14 protein-coding genes and 1 riboswitch are annotated in these 17,520 nt (G+C 57.4%); of the genes, 13 read left to right on the top strand and 1 reads right to left on the bottom strand.

Features of this window, described 5'->3' with window-relative positions; all coding sequences use genetic code 11:
• The first annotated feature begins 61 nt into the window (after nt 1–61).
• The 11 genes from aroC to ACZF99_RS14870 all read left to right on the top strand — a co-directional run bounded on the left by aroC (nt 62) and on the right by ACZF99_RS14870 (nt 11,467).
• Entirely contained in the window at nt 62–1,231 is a 1,170-nt protein-coding gene (aroC, locus tag ACZF99_RS14920) for a chorismate synthase (RefSeq protein ID WP_483605871.1), read from the top strand.
• On the top strand, nt 1,231–2,334 hold the full coding sequence (aroB, locus tag ACZF99_RS14915; RefSeq protein ID WP_483605870.1) for a 3-dehydroquinate synthase: 1,104 nt from the start codon (nt 1,231–1,233) through the stop codon (nt 2,332–2,334). The genes aroC and aroB overlap by 1 nt, the downstream gene beginning before the upstream one ends.
• The gene (gene aroH / locus ACZF99_RS14910; protein ID WP_483605869.1) at nt 2,327–2,701 is read left to right on the top strand and encodes a chorismate mutase; all 375 of its coding nucleotides are present in this window, start codon (nt 2,327–2,329) and stop codon (nt 2,699–2,701) included. The genes aroB and aroH overlap by 8 nt, the downstream gene beginning before the upstream one ends.
• A 365-nt stretch (nt 2,702–3,066) precedes the next feature.
• Nucleotides 3,067–4,629 (top strand): anthranilate synthase component I, encoded by a 1,563-nt coding sequence (gene trpE / locus ACZF99_RS14905; protein ID WP_483605868.1) that lies wholly within the window; start codon nt 3,067–3,069, stop codon nt 4,627–4,629.
• Between the two features lie 18 nt (nt 4,630–4,647).
• Nucleotides 4,648–5,688, top strand: a complete 1,041-nt coding sequence (gene trpD / locus ACZF99_RS14900) for an anthranilate phosphoribosyltransferase (protein WP_483605867.1) — start codon at nt 4,648–4,650, stop codon at nt 5,686–5,688.
• The gene (trpC, locus tag ACZF99_RS14895) at nt 5,678–6,517 is read left to right on the top strand and encodes an indole-3-glycerol phosphate synthase TrpC (RefSeq protein ID WP_483605866.1); all 840 of its coding nucleotides are present in this window, start codon (nt 5,678–5,680) and stop codon (nt 6,515–6,517) included. Before trpD ends, trpC begins: the two co-directional genes overlap by 11 nt.
• Complete coding sequence (locus ACZF99_RS14890) at nt 6,510–7,175, top strand: phosphoribosylanthranilate isomerase (protein WP_483605865.1); 666 nt, start codon at nt 6,510–6,512, stop codon at nt 7,173–7,175. The genes trpC and ACZF99_RS14890 overlap by 8 nt, the downstream gene beginning before the upstream one ends.
• Entirely contained in the window at nt 7,175–8,374 is a 1,200-nt protein-coding gene (gene trpB, locus ACZF99_RS14885; RefSeq protein WP_483612749.1) for a tryptophan synthase subunit beta, read from the top strand. The genes ACZF99_RS14890 and trpB overlap by 1 nt, the downstream gene beginning before the upstream one ends.
• Nucleotides 8,371–9,192, top strand: a complete 822-nt coding sequence (trpA, locus tag ACZF99_RS14880; protein WP_483605864.1) for a tryptophan synthase subunit alpha — start codon at nt 8,371–8,373, stop codon at nt 9,190–9,192. The genes trpB and trpA overlap by 4 nt, the downstream gene beginning before the upstream one ends.
• Before the next feature lie 46 nt (nt 9,193–9,238).
• A complete protein-coding gene (hisC, locus tag ACZF99_RS14875; RefSeq protein ID WP_483605863.1) occupies nt 9,239–10,336 on the top strand; it encodes a histidinol-phosphate transaminase in 1,098 nt (365 codons plus the stop codon).
• A gap of 36 nt (nt 10,337–10,372) precedes the next feature.
• On the top strand, nt 10,373–11,467 hold the full coding sequence (locus tag ACZF99_RS14870) for a prephenate dehydrogenase (RefSeq protein WP_483605862.1): 1,095 nt from the start codon (nt 10,373–10,375) through the stop codon (nt 11,465–11,467).
• Between the two features lie 777 nt (nt 11,468–12,244).
• On the opposite strand, the gene ACZF99_RS14865 is transcribed toward ACZF99_RS14870, so the two are convergent.
• A complete protein-coding gene (locus ACZF99_RS14865) occupies nt 12,245–13,159 on the bottom strand; it encodes a helix-turn-helix transcriptional regulator (RefSeq protein WP_483605861.1) in 915 nt (304 codons plus the stop codon).
• Between the two features lie 142 nt (nt 13,160–13,301).
• Here ACZF99_RS14865 and ACZF99_RS14860 point away from each other — a divergent pair, with 142 nt between their 5' ends.
• Nucleotides 13,302–16,424 (top strand): alpha-mannosidase, encoded by a 3,123-nt coding sequence (locus ACZF99_RS14860; protein ID WP_483605859.1) that lies wholly within the window; start codon nt 13,302–13,304, stop codon nt 16,422–16,424.
• A 128-nt stretch (nt 16,425–16,552) separates the two neighbouring features.
• A riboswitch (TPP riboswitch) is annotated at nt 16,553–16,656 on the top strand.
• 150 nt (nt 16,657–16,806) lie between these two features.
• Nucleotides 16,807–17,514 (top strand): thiaminase II, encoded by a 708-nt coding sequence (gene tenA, locus ACZF99_RS14855; RefSeq protein WP_483605858.1) that lies wholly within the window; start codon nt 16,807–16,809, stop codon nt 17,512–17,514.
• Nucleotides 17,515–17,520: the final 6 nt, after the last annotated feature.

Genomic DNA, 17,520 nt, shown 5'->3' with positions numbered 1-17,520 from the left:
AAAGGTATAACCGGATTTTAGTTCTTTACAGTTTAACAGTTTAAAGGGGGAACGCAACATCATGAGTTTGCGATACTTAACAGCCGGGGAGACGCATGGACCCCAGTTGACTGCGATTATTGAAGGTTTGCCGAGCCATTTGCCGCTCGATTTCGAAGCGTTGAACTTCGAGCTGGCCCGCCGTCAAAAAGGGTACGGCCGCGGCCGGCGGATGCAAATCGAGAAGGACAAGGCGCAAATCGTCGGCGGCGTTCGGCACGGGTATACGACGGGAGCGCCGGTGGCGTTGGTCGTGGAGAATAATGACTGGAAGCATTGGCAGAAAATTATGAACATCGAACCGATCGAAGGCACGGATGAGGAGAAGCGCCGAGTGCACCGGCCTCGCCCCGGGCATGCTGATTTGAACGGGGGCTTGAAATATAACCATAAAGACCTGCGCAATGTGCTGGAGCGTTCCAGCGCGCGCGAAACCGCCGTCCGCGTGGCCGTCGGCGCAGTGGCCAAACAGCTTCTGGAGCGCTTTGGCATCCGCATTGCGGGCCATGTCAAGCGCATCGGCGAGATCGAAGCGCCGCCGCATCACTTGCCTCTCGACGAGCTGGCTCGTGTAACCGAAGCTTCCTCGGTTCGGGTAGCCGACGCCGAGACGGAGAAGAAGATGGAAGCCTATATCGATAAAATCAAGGAGGAAGGCGACTCCATCGGCGGGATCGTCGAATGCATCGTCGAAGGCGTGCCGGTCGGATTAGGCAGCCATGTGCAATATGACCGCAAGCTGGACGGACGCATCGCGCAAGCGGTGATGTCGATCAACGCGTTCAAGGGCGTGGAGATCGGCATTGGCTTCGAGGCCGGGACGCTGCCAGGGTCCAAGGTTCACGACGAAATTCTGTACAGTGAGGAGCGCGGCTACTACCGGGCCACCAATCGTCTCGGCGGCTTCGAGGGCGGGATGACCAACGGGATGCCGATCGTCGTCCGCGGCGTGATGAAGCCGATTCCTACGCTGTATAAACCGCTGCAAAGCGTCGATATCGACACCCACGAGGCGTTTGCCGCCCAAGTGGAGCGTTCCGATGCCTGCGCCGTGCCGGCGGCCAGCGTCGTGCTGGAGCACGTGGTCGCTTGGGAAGTCGCCAAAGCGTTCCTGGAGAAATTCGGCGGGGATTCCATCGAGGAGATCGAGCGTAATTATAAGGGGTATCAGGCTCAATTGGAGGAGTATTGATGAGAACGCTAGAGGTCGATTTGGGCGAACGTTCTTATCCGATTTATATCGGCGGCGGCTTGCTGGAGAAGGCCGGAGAATTTTTCGAGCGGCATAAGCTGTCGGCAAAAAGCCCCGTCCTGATCGTCACCGACGACCATGTCGCGCCAAAGTATCTGCCGGTTGTCGAAGCTTCGCTGCAGGCCCGCGGCTACCGGACGGTCGGCAAAGTGGTCAAAGCCGGCGAGAAGTCCAAATCGCTGGACGTCTATGAGGACATCATGACCACGGCCATTGAAGGCGGCTTGGATCGCCGTTCGTCCGTGGTGGCGCTGGGGGGCGGCGTCGTCGGCGATTTGGCCGGATTCGTGGCGGCGACGTATATGCGCGGCGTGGCGTTCGTGCAGATGCCGACGACGATCCTGGCCCACGACAGCAGTGTCGGAGGAAAGGTAGCGGTCAACCATCGGCTGGCAAAAAACATGATCGGTGCTTTTCACCAGCCGGAAATGGTGCTGTATGACGTGGATAGCCTGCAAAGCCTGCCGCCGCGCGACGTCCGGGCCGGCTTGTCCGAAATGGTCAAGCATGGGTTGATTTGGGATTCGGCATTTGCGGACTGGTGCCGCGAGCATACGGCCGACTTGCTGGCTTTGGATCCCGAAGCGCTCGGATACGGATTAACCCAGGGCTGCTCGATCAAAGCCCAGGTGGTATCCGTGGATGAACGGGAGAACGGTTTACGCGCGATCCTCAACCTGGGGCACACATTAGGCCATGCGATTGAAGCGATCGGCGGGTATGGCGAATTTTTGCACGGGGAAGCGATTTCGATCGGGATGGCGGCCGCGGCGAAGCTGGCGGTGAACCGGGGACGGGATCCGCAAATTTATGAAGAAACGGTCTCCTTGCTGCGCGGCTTTGGCTTGCCGACGGCAATGCCGGCTCATTTGAATGAGCGGGATTTGATCGGAGCCATGATGCACGACAAGAAGTTTAAAGAACAGACGATGGTATTTATTTTGCCGGTGGCGATCGGGCAAGTGGAAATGGTCTCTGACGTGACATTGGATGAAGTTCGCCGGGTGATCGCTGAATTGAAAGAGGAGGGACAACATGTATAACCGAGGCATTCGCGGAGCCACGACGGTCGACCGCAACGACGAACAGGAAATTTTGGATGCAACGGCCGCGTTGTTGAAGGAAATCGTAGCGCGCAACGAAATCGAACCCGAGGACATCTGCAGCGTCTGGATTACGGTCACGCCGGATTTGGATGCCACTTTTCCGGCCCGCGCCATTCGGGTCTTGAGCGGTTGGGATATGGTTCCGCTGATGTGCTCCACGGAGATCCCGGTTCAAGGCGCCTTGCCCAAATGCATACGCCTGCTGATTCAGGTGAACACCAACAAGGGGCAACGCGACATGAAACATGTGTATTTGAACGAGGCCCGCAGCCTCCGGCCGGACCTCAGCGTTTCCGGATCCTGAACCGGAAGGCGAAGCGGATAACCAGAGGCGGCTTTATCGGCTGAAGGTTTGGGTTGTCAAACGGGTCGCCGATAAGGTATAGTTATTTTAGATTTTATGTTTTAGACGAGAGCCAATTAGACGAGTGTTAGAAACAAGCATTTTTTAGAGCCGAGTAGAGATAAGTTGAGATGAGCCGAGTTTAGCTGAGCGAACAGCCTGTTTCCGGATGCGTATTTGTCGTTTTCCCTTTTTGGAGGGAAATTGACGGGAACGACGCATGCTTATGGGACGGGGCGTTCCCATAAACCGCAAATCCCAGAACCTCTACTTCGGTGGAGGTTTTTTTATTTGGCCCTAACCAACCCGAAAAGGAAGTGAGAGACATGGCAACCCCGCAAGTAGAACAGGTCATTGCTTTGGCGAACGAGTACAATCTGATCCCGATTGCCCGGACGTTGCTCGCCGACATGGAAACGCCGATCCGGATTTTCCGCCGCATCGCTCAGCGGGAGCGGGCATTTTTGCTGGAGAGCGTGGAAGGTGGCAGTCAATGGGCGCGGTATTCTTTTATCGGCACCGATCCGTTCCTGACCATCTCCGCCAAGAAAGGCGAGATCACGGTCGAGCGGGAAGACGGCAAAGAGCATCTGCAATCGTCCCGGCCCATCGATGAGCTGAAGGCGATTCTGCGGGGTTACCGCAGTCCGAAGCTTCCGGAAATGCCGCCGTTTACGGGCGGGGCGATCGGGTTTTTCGGTTATGATCTGCTGCAATACTACGAAAAATTGCCGGCCCATCAGGTCGATGACCTGAACTTGCAGGATATGCAGTTTATGTTCTGCGACCAGATAATCGTGTTCGACCACGTGAAGCAACGGATCCTGCTGGTGGCTAACGTGCACGTCAAGCCAGGCGACCGCGACGAGGATATCCGCCGTGCTTATGCGGAGGCGGAGCTGAAGCTGGACCTGGCGGCCGATCTGCTGCAGCAGGAAGGACCGGGCGAAAGCTTTAATCGCCGGCCGCTGCCGGCGGTGACCGATCTCGGCGACGTCCGTTCCAATCTGACCAAGGAGCAATTCATAGCAAACGTAGAAAAGGCGAAGGAATATATCCGCGCGGGCGATATTTTCCAGGTGGTGTTGTCGCAGCGGTTCCATATTGAGACCGAGGTTGATCCGCTTCACGTCTACCGCGTCCTGCGGACGCTGAACCCGTCGCCGTATATGTATTATCTTAAGCTGGACGAGGAAATTATCGTCGGGACGTCGCCGGAAGCGCTGGTCAAGGTGGAGAATGGCCGGGTGGAAACCCGCCCGATCGCCGGAACGAGGCCGAGGGGGGCGACGGAAGAGGCCGATGTGGCGCTGGAAGCCGAGCTGCTGCAGGATGAAAAGGAACGGGCGGAGCACCTGATGCTGGTCGACCTGGGCCGCAACGATTTGGGCCGGGTATCCGAATTCGGCAGCGTGACATGCGAATCTTACATGGATATCGAGCGTTATTCCCATGTTATGCACATGGTATCCAAGGTGTCCGGCAAGCTGCGGAACGACAAGGACTTCTTCGATGCGTTTCTGTCCTGCCTGCCGGCCGGAACGGTATCCGGCGCGCCGAAGCTCCGGGCGATGGAGATTATCGCCGAGCTGGAGCGGGAAGCGCGCGGAACTTATGCCGGGGCCATCGGGTATCTCGGGTTCTCGGGAAACATGGATTCCTGCATCACGATCCGCACGATCGTGTTCAAGCATGGAAAAGCTTACGTGCAGGCCGGTGGGGGAATCGTGTGGGATTCCATTCCGGAGAACGAATATCAGGAGTCGGTGAACAAGGCCAAGGCGCTGTTGACGGCGATCCGCACCGCCGAACAGATGTTTCCGCCTCCGGCCCGACACGACGGCGTCATTAACCAGGATTACCTTTACGAATATACCCCGGGGAACTGAAGAGAGGAGCGAATCGAGATGACAGGACAGGTAGCGGTTCAGGCGGGCATCAGCCGCTTGATCGAAGGAAGGCATTTGGCACGGGAAGAAGCGCGCGGCATGATGCAGGCGATCATGAACGGCGAATCGACGCCGGCCCAAATCGGCAGCCTGCTGACGGCGCTGCGGATCAAGGGGGAAACCGTCGAGGAAATCACCGGGTTCGCCGAGGCCATGCGCGGCGCCTCCAGCCGAATTCATACGGAATCGCAAAAGCTGCTGGATACGTGCGGCACGGGCGGTTCCGGCATTCACAAAATCAACGTGTCGACGACGGCGGCGATCGTCGCGGCTTCGGTGTCGGTTCGGGTGGCGAAACACGGCAACCGCTCGGCATCCGGCCGTTCGGGCAGCGCCGATGTCCTCGAAGCGCTGGGCGTCAATATTCAGCTGGACGCAGGACAGGCGAAGCGCTGCCTGGATGATATCGGCATTTGCTTCATGTTCTCGCAGCTGTATCATCCCTCGATGAAGCACGCGGCGGGTCCCCGCAAAGAGCTGGGCATCCGTACGGTCTTTAACATGCTGGGTCCGCTGACCAATCCGGCAGGGGCGGATCGCCAAGTGTTGGGCATCTATGACGGCAGCAGAACGTCGACGATCGCCGAAGTGCTGCGCGAGCTCGGCTCCAAGCGGGCGCTGGTCGTCAGCAGCCGGGAAGGGCTCGATGAAATCAGCATTTCTTCTCCAACGCGGGTATCCGAGCTGAAAAGCGGCGAAATCACGACCTACGAGCTTCAGCCGGAAGATTTGGGACTTCGCACTTATCCGCTGGAGGCGATGATCGGCGGCGATCCCCAGACGAACGCGGAGATCGTCCGGCGCGTGCTGCAAGGGGAGGGCGGGGCCCATCGGGACGTGGTGCTGGCTAACGCGGGCGCTTGCGTGTACGTAGCGGGGCTGGCAGACAGTATTCGAGATGGGGTCGCCGTCGCGGCGGAAGCGATCGATTCGGGGAAGGCCTATGCCAAACTGGAGCAACTCATTCAGACAACGGGGGAACTAAGTTATGTATCTTGATCGGATCGTGGAGACGAAAAGAACGGAAGTCGCGCACTTGGCGGAAAACCTCTCCATTAGGGAAGCGGAGCGGCGCATCGCGATGATGGAGCCGACGCGGGGCTTCCATACGGCCTTAACGACCGGGCGGAAACGGGACACGGGATTAATCGCCGAGGTGAAAAAGGCGTCGCCGTCCAAAGGGCTGATTCGCCCGGACTTCCATCCGGTCCAGCTGGCAGCGGCTTATGAGGCGTCGGGAACCGACTGCATCTCCGTGCTGACGGATGAAACGTATTTTCAGGGCAGCGGCGAATATTTGAGCGCGATTCGCGAAGCGGTAAGCGTGCCGCTGCTGCGCAAGGATTTCGTGATCGACGAGCGGCAAATCTACGAAGCCAGGCTGCTTGGCGCCGACGCGGTGCTGTTGATCGCGGCGATCCTGAGCGATGCGCAATTGCGCGACTACCTGACGCTCGCCACGGGGCTGGGGCTTGATGCCTTGATCGAGGTGCATGATCGCGCGGAGTTGGAGCGGGCGCTGACGCTTCCTGCGGCGAAGCTGATCGGCATCAACAACCGGAACCTGCGGACCTTTGAGGTATCCCTGGAGACGACGGCCGCGCTCGCGGAGCTGGTGCCATCCGATGCGACGCTGATCAGCGAAAGCGGGATTCGGACGCGGGAAGATGTGGACTACTTGCGGCGGACCGGCGCCCGGGGCGTGCTGATCGGGGAAACGTTCATGCGGCGGGAGAATGTGGGGGACGCGGTGCATGATTTAATGGGACCATTGCTTCAAGCGGGAGAACCGGAATTTGATGCGGAAGGGACGACGTTTCATGGGTGAGGTGGCCGTAAAAATTTGTGGACTTCAAAGCGTTGAAGTGCTAAAATCTATGGTGAACTTACCCGTGGATTATGTCGGATTCGTGTTTGCCAGAAGCAAGCGCCAAATCAGCGGAAGCCGCGCGGCGGAGCTGCTTACCGTGCTTCGGGAATGGAGCGCGGGGGCAGCTCCGCAAAGCGTCGGGGTCTTCGTCAATCCGAGCTTGGAGGAGCTGGACGATTGTTTGCGGCAGGCGCCGCTGGACATCCTGCAGCTCCATGGGACGGAAAGCCCGGAGTTTTGCCGGAAGGTCAAGGAGACCTATGGGGTCAAGATTTTCAAGGCGTTTGCGGTCAAAACGGACGGTACGGTCCATGCCGGCGCCGCCTTGGCGGAGTACGAAGGCGTGCTGGACGGGCTGCTGCTCGATACGTACGACCCGAAATACGGCGGAGGCTCCGGCATTGCTTTTGATTGGGAGGCCGCTGAGCCTTATCGCAAGTGGGCCAAGGAGCGAGGAATTCCTTTCCTGGCGGCGGGCGGTTTGCATTCTGGCAATGTTAGGACGTTGATCGAGACTTTGCAGCCGGACGGAGTGGACGTCTCAAGCGGGGTTGAAACGGACGGCGTGAAGGATATCGCGAAAATGACAGCATTCGTAGAGAGGGTGAAGGGATGATGAAGCAGGTACCGGATGAGCAGGGACGGTTCGGCCCCTTTGGCGGCCGCTACGTACCGGAAACGCTGATGAACGCATTGATCGAACTGGAAGAATCCTATTTGAAATATAAAGACGATCCCGAGTTTCAAGCGGAAATTGCTTATTTGCTGAAGCAGTATTCCGGGCGGGAGACGCCGCTTTATTACGCGGAACGCCTGACGGAACATCTGGGCGGGGCGAAGATCTATCTGAAACGCGAGGATTTGAATCATACCGGCGCTCATAAAATCAACAATGCGATCGGGCAGGGAATCCTGGCCAAGCGGATGGGCAAGCAGAAGGTCATCGCCGAAACCGGCGCCGGCCAACACGGCGTGGCCACCGCTACCGTTGCCGCTTTGCTGGGCCTCGAGTGCAAGGTTTTTATGGGCGAGGAGGATACGAAGCGGCAGCAGCTTAACGTGTTCCGAATGAAGCTGCTCGGCGCGGAGGTCGTTCCGGTCATGTCGGGCACACGCACCCTAAAGGATGCCTGCAACGAGGCGCTGCGTTATTGGGTCAGCAATGTGCATGACACGTTTTATATTCTCGGTTCGGCCACCGGGCCGCATCCTTACCCGATGATGGTTCGGAATTTCCAACGCATTATCGGCGATGAAACGCGGGAGCAGATTTTGCGGGCGGAAGGCCGGTTGCCGGAGATGCTCGTCGCCGCGGTAGGCGGCGGCAGCAACGCGATCGGCATGTTTTATCCGTTTATCGAGGACGGGGATGTTCAACTGGTGGGGGTGGAAGCGGCCGGCAAAGGCGTCGATACCGAATTCCACGCCGCTACGATGACCAAGGGCACCAAGGGCGTGTTCCAGGGCTCGATGAGTTATCTGCTGCAGGACGCCCACGGTCAAGTGCTGCCGGCCCATTCGATTTCGGCCGGACTGGACTATCCGGGGATCGGACCGGAGCACTCTTATTTGAAAGATATCGAACGCGCGAAGTATTACCCGATCACCGACCGCGAAGCGCTGGAGGCGCTCCAACTGCTGAGCCGGACCGAAGGGATCATTCCGGCGCTGGAGTCGGCGCATGCGGTGGCTCAAGTCGTAAAGATGGCCCCGGCCATGAGCCGGAACGAGATCGTCGTCATCTGCTTGTCGGGACGCGGAGATAAAGACGTGGAATCGATTATGGCGTATACGGAAGGCGGGGAGACGATATGAGTCAACTAACGGAGCATTTGCTCGACGACACGTTTGCGAAGCTGAAAGCGGCGGGGAAAACGGCGCTGATTCCGTTCGTAACCGTCGGAGATCCGGACCCCGAAACGACGCTCGACATTTTGGCGGTTCTGGAGGAGGCCGGCGCCGACGTGGTGGAACTGGGCGTTCCGTATTCCGATCCGCTGGCGGACGGACCGGTCATTCAACGGGCTTCGGAACGCGCCCTTGTCCATGGCGTTACGGTCGCTTCCTGCATCCGGGCAGCCGCCAAAGCCCGGGAACGGGGGATTCGTCTTCCGTTCGTTTTGTTTACTTATTACAATCCCGTTTTGCAAATGGGATTGGATCGTTTTTTTGCCGAATTGCAGGGGGCGGGGATCAGCGGCTTGATCATTCCGGATCTGCCTTATGAAGAAGCGGAGGAGGTCCTGGGGCTGGCGGATGCGGCCGGCGTCAAGCTGATTCCGCTCGTGGCCCCGACTTCCAGTGATCGGATCGCGAAGATTCTCGAGCGCGCCCGCGGTTTCGTCTACTGCGTATCGTCGCTGGGCGTAACCGGGGAACGGGCATCGTTCCACGCCAGCGTCGACGAATTCATCGCTTCCGTCAAAGCGCAAACCGATTTGCCCGTCGCTGTCGGTTTCGGCATCTCGAGCCGGGAGCAAGTCGAGCGGTTTGCGGCGATCTGCGACGGTGCGGTCGTCGGCAGCGCGATCGTGCGTAAAGTCGAAGAAAGCTTGCCGCTGTTGGCCCAGGCTTCGACCCGGGACCAAGGGTTGTTGCAAATTCGCGACTTTGTGGCAAAATTGAGATTATAGATTTTTGGAACTGCACAACAAGGTTATTTGAGGGAGGAACCCATCCATGTTGCCGAAACCCCAGATCGTCCATTTGCCGGTGTATCAACCCGGTAAACCGATTGAAGAAGTGAAGAAGGAGCTCGGGCTCGAGGATGTCATTAAGCTGGCTTCCAACGAAAATCCGTTCGGTTGTTCTCCGCGCGTCCGCGCCGCTATCGAGCAGGAGCTGGCGAACTTAAGCTTGTATCCCGACGGCAGCGCCGCGGAATTGACCGAGGCGTTGGCCGACCGGCTTGGCGTCGGGAAGGAGCAGATCATTTTCGGCTGCGGTTCTGACGAGATTATCGCTTTGATCGCTCGCGCTTTTTTCCTGCCTGGCGATGAGACGGTGATGGCGGATCAGACGTTCAGCGTGTATAAGAGCAATGCCGATATCGAAGGCGCGGTCAGCATCGAGGTCCCGCTGAAGGAAGGTACCCATGATTTGGAGGGGATGCTCGCCCGGATCGGGGAGAAAACCAAGGTGGTTTGGATCTGCAACCCCAACAATCCAACCGGGACGATTGTGCCTCACGCCGAGCTCGTCGCATTTCTGGATCAGGTTCCTGGGCATGTGCTGGTCGTCTTGGATGAAGCGTATGCGGAGTATGTCACGGATTCGGATTATACGAACGGGATTGCTTTGCTAAGCCAATATCCGAACCTGGTGGTGCTGCGCACGTTCTCCAAAATTTACGGCCTCGCTTCGCTGCGCATCGGTTATGGCGTAGGCCAGCCGGCCGTGATCAAATTGATCAATCAAGTGCGCGAACCGTTTAACACGTCGCGGATCGGGCAAGCGGCGGCTAAAGCGGCTTTGGCCGATCAGGAATTCGTAGCCGATTGCCGCGCCAAGAATCGTGAAGGAATCGATTATTTGTATGGTGAGTTCGAGCGTCTGGGCCTTAAATATTTCCCGGCGCACGGCAATTTCATTATGGTCGATGCTCAGCGTCCGGCCGGCGAAATGTTCCAGTCGCTGCTGCAACTGGGCATCATCGTGCGCGCCGGCTTTCCGAAATATCCGAATTCCGTGCGGGTGACCGTCGGATCGGCGGAACAAAACGCCAAATTCGTGGCCGCCTTGGAGAAGGTGCTCGGCAAATCGGCAACCCGGGTCTAATCCCGCAATTTATTCGCAGAAAATGAGTGAGATACGATGACAACGAAAATAGCCATTTTTGGAGTTGGTCTGATCGGAGGTTCGCTGGCGTTGTGCCTGAAAGGCAAGCCGGGGATCACGGTCGTCGGCCACGCCCACAGTCCGGAATCCCTGAGACGCATCGAGGAGCGCGGCGTCGTTGACGCCGCGACCCTATCCATGGAGGAGGCGGCGGCGGATGCCGACTTTATTTTTTTGTGCGTGCCGGTGGGCCTGCTGGAGGAATATCTGCAGAGGCTGAACGGGCTCCCGCTGAAGCCGGGCTGCATCGTTACCGACGTCGGAAGCACGAAAGCGACAATCGCCGCCTGCGCGGCGGAAATCGCTCGTCCGGGCGTACATTTCATCGGCGGTCATCCGATGGCCGGCTCGGAACGTTCGGGCGTGGGGGCTGCTTCGTCGCTGCTGTTTGAGAACGCCTACTACGTGTTGACGCCGTCCCCCAACGTGCCGGAAGAAGCTTATCAGCGGTTGGAACGGTTGCTCACGCACACCAAAGCGCAAATCGTCCGAGTGGATCCGGTCATGCATGACGAGATCGTCGGAGCGATCAGTCACCTGCCGCATATTATCGCGGTTGCGCTGGTCAATCAGGTGCGGGATTACAACGAAGGGAACGGGTTGTACCGCATGCTGGCGGCAGGCGGTTTCCGCGATATCACGCGGATCGCTTCGAGCGACCCGGTGATCTGGCGGGACATCCTGCTCAGCAATCGGGAAGTGCTGCTTGGCCTGCTGAAGGATTGGAACCGCGAGATCGAAGGGTTTATTTCCCTGCTTGAAGACCGGAACGGGGAAGGGATTGAGGCGGCGTTCCAAAAAGCGAACCAGTTCCGCAGCGAGCTGCCGGAACGGCGCAAAGGAGCCATCACTTCGTTGTTCGACATTTACATCGACGTGCCCGACACGCCGGGGATCATCGGCCAAATCGCGACGGAACTGGGCCTTCGCCACATCAACCTGAGCAATATGCAAATCATCGAAAGCCGCGAGGACGTTCTGGGCGTGCTTCGCCTGTCCTTCCGCCAGGAAGGGGAGATGGAGAGGGCGAAGGTGCATCTCCAATCCCTAGGTCACACCGTCTACGTTTAGTAAGGTAATTTTAAATTTGGCTTTTGATCACGAAGTGGAATCGAAAGGGGAGGCTCGGCGTCGAATCTTGAATTCAGCCGGGCCTTCCGCTGCTTTAGCCTACTACCGAGTTCTAACGGAACCTAGAGACGTTATTTGCGTGTTTATAGGCATTTTTCCTATTCTAACGGAATGAGGAGACCTTATTTGGGTTCAAAGCAACGAAACGGCGAACAATACGGTAAAATAAAGCCTCGAGGTTCCGTTACAGCGGGAAATAGTCGGGAAATGAAGAAATAAGGTCATTACGTTCCGTTAGCAATCGGTCGCAGTTCAGGCTCATGAGCTGAGTTGAGCGTTAACGGGTTAACTTGGTTACAAGGCTTCTACGGCGATTGTCGGCAAGAGCCTATAGGCCGGCACACCGAATAATGAAAGCGCTAAAAAAAAGATGTTGACAGAATGAAAACGGATACATATAATAAAAGTACAGTATGGTTTCTCTCCACTCCTATCCAATAACTTCTTGCTCGTGAGTGAGCAAGGACCGCTTCGAAAGAAGCGGTCTTTTTTTTTGTTTTTATGCAGCAGGCGAGTCGTATATACGATAAATCGAATACATGAAAATTTTCCGCAACTCTTGGTATCCATCCCCTTCACAATTTCCGGATCACCTTTGGCTCATTAACCTCAACCGCACCCCCGCTTAGTAACTCGCTCCCATCAACAGTTACTTCTTTCCGCCGCAACAAATCTATTGCCGGATGCGAAAACGGTATCCCTTCATTTACTGACACTCTATCCATTCATCGGTTCGTTTGCCGGACTCAATTGCCGCTTGCGGTAGGCGAGCGGGCTGACGCCGTATTTCTTCTTGAACGCTTTGCTGAAGTAGTAAATGTCAGGGAAGCCGGCTTGTTCGGCGACTTCTTTTATGAGCAGGGAAGGCTGCAGCAGCAGCTCGCAAGCTTTGGTCAGCCGGATCCGGTTCATCTCCTCGATCAAGGTTCGGCCGGTTTTTTGTTTGTACACTCGGGACAGGTGGCCGTAGCTCATATGCAGCGACGCTGCCAACGCCTCAACGTTCAGTCGGTCTCCGCGAAAATCCTCCAAGTAAACCTCCACTTTGCGGACCAACGCATCCCGAGCTTGCGCCGGTGCCGTAGCTGAGTGGGCCTGACGCGCATTTACGCCGGATAGGATTTCCAAAAATTGCGCCAGCAGCAGCCGCAGGTAAAAGGGCGACCGTCCGCTCGCCGCTTCGCTGAAGAACTGAATCAACAACGAGCGGATGCCGTAATTGTCGCGGTAAGCGCCGGGGGGCCATTCTTTCAGAAGGCCAAGCCGCTCGAGGAAACTGTCGTCCGCCGCCGCTTTTTCGCTGGGAGAAGGCCGAAACCGCCACCGCAGGCAGATGCCTTCATGCGGATCTTCGCGGGAGTAGTCGTGGGCATGTGTCATCCCCGGCGGGATCAGGAAAAATTCGCCCGCGTGCACCATCACATCCTGATCGATAAAGCGGGTTTGCATCCGGCCGGACAGAACGTAGTTGAATTCGTACCACGTATGGGCGTGGGGCGGGCATCTTCCCGAACCGCTGGTTTGTTCTATCACGATATCGACCCAATCAACCACGGCATCGCCAACCGCAATTTCGCCGCACAGCGCGTTCATGACGGACGCCAGTTCAATGCGCCATTTTTTCAAATCCACGGGCAGCCGCTCCTTTGCTCATTATAGTTCCATCATATCATAATAGGACAAAAATTGATGAGGATAAGTAATTTACTTCGCAGAGGCGGAACCGGAAAATGAGGGGGTAGGCTAACACATATTCAGGGAGGTACCCGATACGATGTTCTGGACGGAAGAAAAATTGAACGCGCGGATTCGCGAGCTGGAGACTTACCGATACCGCGATGCTCGGCCGGTTGAGACGTTTCGAGCACAAGTGGACGTGGAAGGGCGCATCGGCGCCAGACCGCCCAAGGAGGGACGGTGGTCCACGATGCAGGCGGGAGAACGCTGGGAAGGCCGCGATCTTTATTTATGGTTGGAGACGGAAGTCGAGATCCCGGCCGCATGGAAAGGACGCCGGATCGTCGGCGTATTCGACTTCGGCAAAACGGGCGGAGGGAACAACTCCGGATTCGAGTCGCTCCTGTATATAAACGGCGAACCGTTCCAAGGCGTGGATATGAATCACCAGGAGGTGTTTTTTCCAGAAGAAGCTATCGGCAACAACGTCAAGCTGCAGTTTCGCTTGTGGTCCGGGCTGGAGGGCGGCGGGAAGCCGCAAGTGCAGGAACACCGGATCAAACGGGCGGAAATCGCATGGCTGGACGGGACGGTGGATCGCTTGTATTATACGGCCCGCGCGGTGATGCAGACGGTAGAAGTACTGCCGGCGAATGCGCCGGAGCGGACCGACTTATTGACGGCGCTGGATCGGGCTTTCCTGCGGATCGATTGGTCCTACCCGGGGGCGGAAGCGTTCTATGCGTCGCTGGCCGAGGCCGAGGAGCAATTGACCCGGGCGGTAGCGGGGATGAAAAAGACGTCGCCGGTCACGGTCCAATGCATCGGGCATACGCATATCGACGTCGCCTGGTTGTGGCGGCTGAAGCATACGCGGGAAAAAGCGGCCCGCAGCTTCAGCACCGTGCTGCGCTTGATGGAGATGTTCCCGGAATACGTATTCCTGCAGACGCAGCCTCAGCTTTACGAATATATCAAGCAGGATTATCCGGAGCTTTATGAACAGATCAAGGAACGCGTCAAGGAAGGACGCTGGGAAGCGGCCGGCGGCATGTGGCTGGAGGCGGACTGCAATTTGACGAGCGGGGAATCGCTGGTGCGGCAACTGCTGTACGGGACGCGGTTCTTACGCGAGGAATTCGGCCAGGAATGCACCTATTTGTGGCTTCCGGACGTGTTCGGCTACAGCTGGGCCCTGCCGCAGATTTTGCGCAAGTCGGGCATCGATACGTTCATGACGACGAAAATCAGCTGGAACCAGTACAACCGCATGCCGCATGACACATTCCGGTGGCGGGGCATCGACGGCAGCGAGGTGCTGACCCACTTCATCACCACGCCGCAGGACGGCAATTTCTGGTGGTACACCTACAATGGAAATATCGAGGCGTCCAGCGTGCAAGGCATTTGGGAGACGTACCGCGACAAAGAGGTAAACAAGGAGCTCCTGCTCTCCTACGGGTACGGCGACGGAGGCGGCGGCGTCAATCGCGAGCATCTGGAGCTGCGGCGGCGGCTTGACGAAATGCCGGGGCTGCCGCGCGTGACGACCGGACGGGCGGACGATTACTTCGCCAAGCTGCATGAGACCGTCGAGGCGGCGGACCGATACGTCCATACCTGGGACGGGGAGCTGTACCTGGAATATCACAGGGGAACCTACACCAGCCAGGCGTACAACAAAAAGATGAACCGCAAGCTGGAGCTGCTGTCCCGGGACGCCGAATGGCTAAACAGCCTGCAGGCGCTGCTTGCGGGCGGGAACTGGGGGGCTTATCCGAAAGAAATGCTGGATGAAAGCTGGAAAACGATCCTGCGCAACCAGTTCCATGACATCATTCCGGGCTCGTCCATTCCCGAAGTGTACCGTGATTCCAAGCTGGAATACGCGCAGGCCGAATCGCTGCTGGAGTCCTGCCGCGAGCAGGCGATTCAAGCCTTGATAAGCGACGCGGGAGATTCGTATACCGTGTGGAATCCGTCCTCCTGGCCGTACAGCGGCCTTGTTGCCTTGTCAGGCCAATCTGCGGAGACGAAGTGGGTTCAAGCGGACGGCCTGGAGCTGCAATCCGAATTCGACGGGACGACGGTATGGGTGAAGGTAGAGAACGTGCCGCCGCTCGGCTTTATGACGATCCGGCGGAGTGAGGACGGGCGGGCCGAAACCGCCGCGAGCGAACCGTTTAAGGTACGGTCCAATGGCATCGACACGCCGGTGTACCGCATCGAGTGGAACGATCGTGGGCAGCTCACCTCGATATATGACCGCGCCGCCGGGCGCGAGGTGCTTGCCTCGGGCGAACGGGGCAACGTGCTGCAGGTGTTCGAAGATAAGCCGAAGATGTTTGAGGCTTGGGACATCGATGTTTTCTACCAAGAAAAACAACGCGAAGTCGAGCAGCTTCAGGAATGTGAGGTGGTGACTGGCGCGCTGCGAGCCCTCGTTACCTTTACCTGGACCTACATGAGTTCGACGATACGCCAACAGATGATCCTGTACGCCGACGATCGGCGGATCGATTTCCGGACCCGGGTCGATTGGCAGGAGCGCCAGCAACTGCTGAAAGTCGCTTTTCCGGTCAATGTTCGGGCCACGGAAGCCACCTACGATATCCAGTTCGGCAATGTCAAGCGGCCAACGCATTGGAACACGTCTTGGGACTTCGCCCGGTTTGAAACGGTAGGTCATCAATGGGCCGATTTGTCGGAGCACGGGTATGGGGTCAGCCTGCTGAACGATTGCAAATACGGCCATGACATTAAGGATCATGTGATTCGCCTGTCCTTGCTGAAATCGGCGACTTACCCGGATCCGCAAGCCGATCGCGGCGAACATGAGTTTACGTATGCCTTGTATCCGCATGAAGGGCATTGGTCCGAAGGCGGCACCGTACAGGCCGCAGCGCTGCTGAATCAGCCGGTTTACGCCACGCCGGGCCAGGCTCACACGCCGTCGTTCTCGCTGCTCCAAACGAGCGGCACCGCGGACGTGGTCATTGATGCGGTGAAAAAAGCGGAAGACGGCGACGAGCTGATCGTCCGTTTCCATGAATATAAAGGCGGACGGGGCCTTGTTCGCTTGCATTTTGAAGTTCCCGTGGCCTCCTGGCAAGAGACCGATCTGATGGAACGGCCGATTGGAGACCCCTCTTCGGCCGCGGAGCTCGAGCTGGCCGTAGCGCCTTATGAAATCAAAACGATTCGCTTGCAATTGAACTAACTCCCCGTTTCGTGGTATCGATCAAAGATAAGGGGAGAAATGAGAGAAGCGAGAGAGCGAACGATCTTTCGCTGGACGGGATTGACAATCCAGACAGGGATCGGTAAAGTAAAAGATGAATTGCATAGGAAATCCACTAGGGGCGCCGTAATCGGCTGAGACAAGAGAACATCTTGGACCCTTTGAACCTGATCTAGTTCATACTAGCGTAGGAAAGTGGAGCCGGCCCCATATGAATTGCGCTTGGCTGCCGATCGTCGGTTTGCCTAGGGCTTCATCCAGCCGCTCCCTCTACGGAGCGGCTTTTTTGCGCTCTTCGACCGGTCGTTGTCGATGCTCTCTCAGGGGATTTCCAAGCCAAATATATGGGAGGTAGAGACAGATGGGGTTTTCGCAAGAGCTGCGCCGACAGGCGGATGGAATTTTTCAAGCCCTTTGTGATCATCCGTTCGTCCGAGGCATAGCGAGCGGCCAATTGAAGAAAGAGCAGCTTATTCATTACGTCAAGCAGGATTACGAATATTTAAACGCCTACATGCGGATTTACGGCATCGCCATTTCCAAATGCCGATCCCGCGAGGAAATCGCAATGTTCAACGAACAGATCGCCTTCATCCTGAACAGTGAGATTCATCCTCATCACAATTTTTGCCGGGCCGCCGGGGTGAACTTCGAGGATCTGCAGGGCTTTCCGCTCGCGCCTTCGGCACATCATTACATCCGCCATATGCTGACGGTGGCTCACGAAGGGAGTTTGGGCGAGATCTACGCCGTGCTGTTGCCCTGTCCATGGACGTATCTGGAGATTGGCCAAAAGCTGCTGGAGGAAGTGCGACCGACGTCGGACCATCCGTTCTACGAGTGGATTCAATTTTACGGCCAACGTTCGGGCGGCGTGACGGAGCAGCTCGTTCAATCGTTGGATTGCTGGGCCGCAGAGGCCAAGGAGGCGGAGCGCCAAAGGATGGCCGAGCATTTTCTGCAAAGCTGCCAATTGGAGTATCTCTTCTGGGACATGGCTTATCGGCTGGAAGACTGGCCGGTTGCGGCGCCGATGAAGCTGCTTGACTCCGATCAAGTGAAGGATTGAAAGAGA

The organism is Paenibacillus sp. JL3B1040, from assembly GCF_057063165.1.
The sequence above is the reverse complement of the archived record's forward strand: the minus strand, read 5'-3'. Positions and strand labels throughout refer to the sequence as shown.

Coding starts and splice junctions, on each gene's coding strand:
- aroC (WP_483605871.1), top strand. CDS start 62: ATGAGTTTGCGATACTTAACAGCCGGGGAGACGCATGGACCCCAGTTG.
- aroB (WP_483605870.1), top strand. CDS start 1,231: ATGAGAACGCTAGAGGTCGATTTGGGCGAACGTTCTTATCCGATTTAT.
- aroH (WP_483605869.1), top strand. CDS start 2,327: ATGTATAACCGAGGCATTCGCGGAGCCACGACGGTCGACCGCAACGAC.
- trpE (WP_483605868.1), top strand. CDS start 3,067: ATGGCAACCCCGCAAGTAGAACAGGTCATTGCTTTGGCGAACGAGTAC.
- trpD (WP_483605867.1), top strand. CDS start 4,648: ATGACAGGACAGGTAGCGGTTCAGGCGGGCATCAGCCGCTTGATCGAA.
- trpC (WP_483605866.1), top strand. CDS start 5,678: ATGTATCTTGATCGGATCGTGGAGACGAAAAGAACGGAAGTCGCGCAC.
- ACZF99_RS14890 (WP_483605865.1), top strand. CDS start 6,510: ATGGGTGAGGTGGCCGTAAAAATTTGTGGACTTCAAAGCGTTGAAGTG.
- trpB (WP_483612749.1), top strand. CDS start 7,175: ATGAAGCAGGTACCGGATGAGCAGGGACGGTTCGGCCCCTTTGGCGGC.
- trpA (WP_483605864.1), top strand. CDS start 8,371: ATGAGTCAACTAACGGAGCATTTGCTCGACGACACGTTTGCGAAGCTG.
- hisC (WP_483605863.1), top strand. CDS start 9,239: ATGTTGCCGAAACCCCAGATCGTCCATTTGCCGGTGTATCAACCCGGT.
- ACZF99_RS14870 (WP_483605862.1), top strand. CDS start 10,373: ATGACAACGAAAATAGCCATTTTTGGAGTTGGTCTGATCGGAGGTTCG.
- ACZF99_RS14860 (WP_483605859.1), top strand. CDS start 13,302: ATGTTCTGGACGGAAGAAAAATTGAACGCGCGGATTCGCGAGCTGGAG.
- tenA (WP_483605858.1), top strand. CDS start 16,807: ATGGGGTTTTCGCAAGAGCTGCGCCGACAGGCGGATGGAATTTTTCAA.